Origin of the sequence: Sulfuricaulis sp., assembly GCF_041499725.1 — a bacterium.
GTDB lineage: Bacteria > Pseudomonadota > Gammaproteobacteria > Acidiferrobacterales > Sulfurifustaceae > Sulfuricaulis.
On the sequence record NZ_JBGQKW010000144.1, the window covers coordinates 1 to 3,127 of the forward strand.

4 protein-coding genes and 1 pseudogene are annotated in these 3,127 nt (G+C 62.0%); 4 read left to right on the forward strand and 1 reads right to left on the reverse strand.

Features of this window, described 5'->3' with window-relative positions:
- Positions 1 to 67: 67 nt before the first annotated feature.
- The 4 genes from ACC569_RS14290 to ACC569_RS14305 all read left to right on the forward strand — a co-directional run bounded on the left by ACC569_RS14290 (position 68) and on the right by ACC569_RS14305 (position 2,595).
- A complete protein-coding gene (locus ACC569_RS14290) occupies positions 68 to 196 on the forward strand; it encodes a cation-transporting P-type ATPase (protein WP_372524202.1) in 129 nt (42 codons plus the stop codon).
- Between the two features lie 161 nt (positions 197 to 357).
- Positions 358 to 1,071 (forward strand): sulfite exporter TauE/SafE family protein, encoded by a 714-nt coding sequence (locus ACC569_RS14295; protein WP_372524199.1) that lies wholly within the window; start codon positions 358 to 360, stop codon positions 1,069 to 1,071.
- 24 nt (positions 1,072 to 1,095) lie between these two features.
- Complete coding sequence (locus tag ACC569_RS14300) at positions 1,096 to 1,692, forward strand: FmdE family protein (protein WP_372524200.1); 597 nt, start codon at positions 1,096 to 1,098, stop codon at positions 1,690 to 1,692.
- A 24-nt stretch (positions 1,693 to 1,716) separates the two neighbouring features.
- On the forward strand, positions 1,717 to 2,595 hold the full coding sequence (locus ACC569_RS14305; protein ID WP_372524201.1) for a cation diffusion facilitator family transporter: 879 nt from the start codon (positions 1,717 to 1,719) through the stop codon (positions 2,593 to 2,595).
- On the opposite strand, the pseudogene ACC569_RS14310 reads toward ACC569_RS14305, so the two are convergent.
- Positions 2,586 to 3,127: pseudogene (locus ACC569_RS14310) on the reverse strand (hypothetical protein); the annotation flags it as partial. The gene ACC569_RS14305 and the pseudogene ACC569_RS14310 sit on opposite strands and share 10 nt — an antisense overlap.

Genomic DNA, 3,127 nt, shown 5'->3' on the forward strand with positions numbered 1-3,127 from the left:
TACAACACCGTCGCGCCAGGCACGGAGCTCGCCGGAACGCTTCGCCGGCAGGCCGAAGGAGATTGAAATGACGAGCACGGAAGGACTTTCCAGCTCCGAGGCGGAATCGCGCATGCGCGACCATGGCCCCAACGCGATCGGGCAGGCGCCGCGCAGCATGGCCAAGGCGTTTCTCCTCAAATCGAGGCCGTGGTGATCGTCGTCCCGCTGCTGGTCAACGGTCTCATGGGCTTCATGCGTACTGGTTCGCCGCGCGCGAACGGCTATTGTCCACCTTTGGGGAATAAAAGGATGCCCGCCAACAGCAGCTGATTCATGTCGCTTGCTTTCTACCTTATCTCTGCGCCTGTGGTGTTTGTGTTTTCCGGCCTCTTGGCGATGGCCGGATTGGGCGCGGCATTCCTGTTCGTTCCGTTTTTCTACTATCTCGGCGTACCGCTCGCCGAGGCCGCCCCGGCTGCACTACTCCTTAACGCCATCAGCCTTTCGTTCGCCACGGTCAACTATTGGCGTGGCCGGCTCATTGACTGGCGCATTGCATTGCCGATTGCCGCAATAGCCGTCGTGTTCGCACCCCTTGGCGCTCGCCTTACGCCGCACGTGGACAAGTCGACATTGCTCTTTCTCTTCGCGGTATTTCTCGTATTTGCGGGCGGAATGATGCTTTTTTATCAAGGACAGGCGCGCGCTCAGAATGCCGGCTCGGCCAGGGTCTGGCTGGTCGGCGCCGGTGTAGGCAGTACCGCAGGTTTCATCGGAGGCCTGCTTGGCGTGGGCGGCGGAAACATCATCGTCCCGGCGCTCAACTGGCTTGGACTTGATGCGAAACGAGCTGCGGCCACCTGTGCCGTCGCGGTGGTGTTTTCCTCGCTCTCCGGGTTTTTCGGTCACGTCTCGTTCGGAAAGATGGACGTGACTTTTCTGGGAATCATGGCGCTCATGGCTGCGGGCGGATCGCTCATCGGGTCGCAGTTGATGAAGGAAAAACTCTCCAGCGGCCAGCTCAAGAAAGTCATTGGCATCGCGCTGTGGCTGATTGCGGCGAAGATGTTTTTCGATGTTTTCAAGTAGCACTTTGTCAGCAAGGAGAATCACATGACAACGCAACATATCCCGCCCGAATGGGCCTTTGAATTCCACGGCCATCAATGTCCGTTCATGCCGATCGGCTATCGCATGGGTCGCCTCGCCCTCGAAAAGCTGGGCGTCGAAAGGGAAAAGGACCACGGCTTCTTCGTGTTCCCGGAACTCGGCGAGGGGCACCCGCAGACGTGCATGATGGATGGCATCCAGGCCGCGACCGGGGCCACCTATGGAAAGGTGCTCATGGCAAAGACCTTCTACGGCAAACTCGCGGCAACCTTCTTTCATCCGAAGAAGGGGGGCATCCGTTTTTCACTCAAGCCGGATGCCGTCGATGCGATGGGCAAGTTCGAGTTCATCGCCGTGCGCAAGAAAGGGGTCGAACCGTCCCAGATTCCCGCGCCGGTGAGCCAGGAGTTCATCCGCTGGGTCTACGAGCAGGCCGACGACACGCTCTTTGCCGTGGAGCCGAAGCCGGACTTCCAATTCAAGCCGCTCAAGGGTTCGTTCAACAAGACCAAATGCGGCACCTGCGGCGAATACGTGTTTGATCGTTATCTGAGAATGAAGGACGGGAAACCCGCGTGCATCCCATGCTCAAGCTATTGAGCCGGGTTGCTTGACCGTTCTCCGATGACTGAGCCGCGCAGCCTCGGTTCGTTGAGCCTCGCGCTTGCGCTGACGCTCGGCTACGCGGCGATCGAGGCGGCGGCGGGATTCTGGTCGGGCTCTCTGACGCTGCTTGCGGACGCCGGGCACATGGCCAGCGACGCCGCCTCGCTCGGCTTGGCCGCGTTTGCCGCGTGGGCGGCGCGAAGGCCGCCCTCCGCGCGCCATTCGTACGGCTTTGGTCGCGCAGAGATCGTCGCCGCATTCGTCAACGCCGCATTCATGCTTGTCATACTGGTCTGGATCACGGTCGCTGCCGTGCAGCGGCTTCTGGAGCCGCAAGCAGTGAAGGGGGAGACCGTTTTCGCGGTTGCCCTGATCGGCCTTCTGCTGAACGTGGCGGTGGCCCTGATTCTTGCGCGCGGCGAGAAGACCATGAATACGCGCGGCGCGTTGCTGCACGTCATGGGGGATCTCCTGGGGTCGGTCGCCGCGCTCGTCTCGGGCGCCGTCATCTCCTTTACCGGCTGGTTTGCGATCGACCCTTTGCTCTCGCTTTTCATCTGCGCGCTCATCCTGGTCTCGAGCCTGAGACTCTTGCGGGAGGCCCTGCACGCCCTGATGGAGGGCACGCCGCTGCATCTTGCTCTCGATGAAATCGGAAAGGCGATGGCGGCCGTCGAGGGCGTGCGCTCGGTTCACGACCTTCACGTCTGGAGCCTCTCGTCGGAGCGTATCGCGCTCTCGGCGCATGTCGTGATCGACGACATGGCGGCATGGGAGCGGGTTTTCTGCGCCCTGGCGCAGACGGTGGACCAGCGCTACGGCATCCGGCACGTGACTTTGCAACCGGAACCCTCGGCGAGAATCATGCAGCCGCCGGCGGTCGAACCTCAAAAATAGTACCGGGCCTGGAGCTCGAGCTTGCGGGCCACCTGCTTCTCGCCGAAATCGGTCGCGCCGCCGCCGTGCAGCAGGAACAGCCGCGCGCGCAGCTCGAGGTTGTTGATCCCGGTGTAGGAGAGCTCCGGCGTCAGCTGATAGCTGCGGTCCAGCAGATTCACCATCGCGGTGATCGCCGGAGAAAAGTAGACGATGCCCAGGGCGTCCTTCTGCTGCGCGCGGAAGTAGACATAGTTCCGGCCTGCGTTCGGCCGGCCGTAGCTTCCCTGGCTGAGAGACAGCGCCTTTTGCACGAGAGCGTTGTTGCCCGTCGCGAAAGCGGTGTCCACCAGCGCATAGAACTGGGCGGCCTCGTCTTCCGAGTAGCCGGTGCCGTTGTGGTAATACTCCACAATATACGTCGTATCGCCGGCCGTCAGATAGCGGGTGCCCAGCAGGTAGCTCGTGGCGTTACCGACCTCGGTCGACACGCGCCCCGCGCTGTCGGTGAGCGGCCGCGGCGAGTGCAGGATGCGCGCCCATTCGCCGTGTA

Coding starts and splice junctions, on each gene's coding strand:
- ACC569_RS14290 (WP_372524202.1), top strand. CDS start 68: ATGACGAGCACGGAAGGACTTTCCAGCTCCGAGGCGGAATCGCGCATG.
- ACC569_RS14300 (WP_372524200.1), top strand. CDS start 1,096: ATGACAACGCAACATATCCCGCCCGAATGGGCCTTTGAATTCCACGGC.
- ACC569_RS14305 (WP_372524201.1), top strand. CDS start 1,717: ATGACTGAGCCGCGCAGCCTCGGTTCGTTGAGCCTCGCGCTTGCGCTG.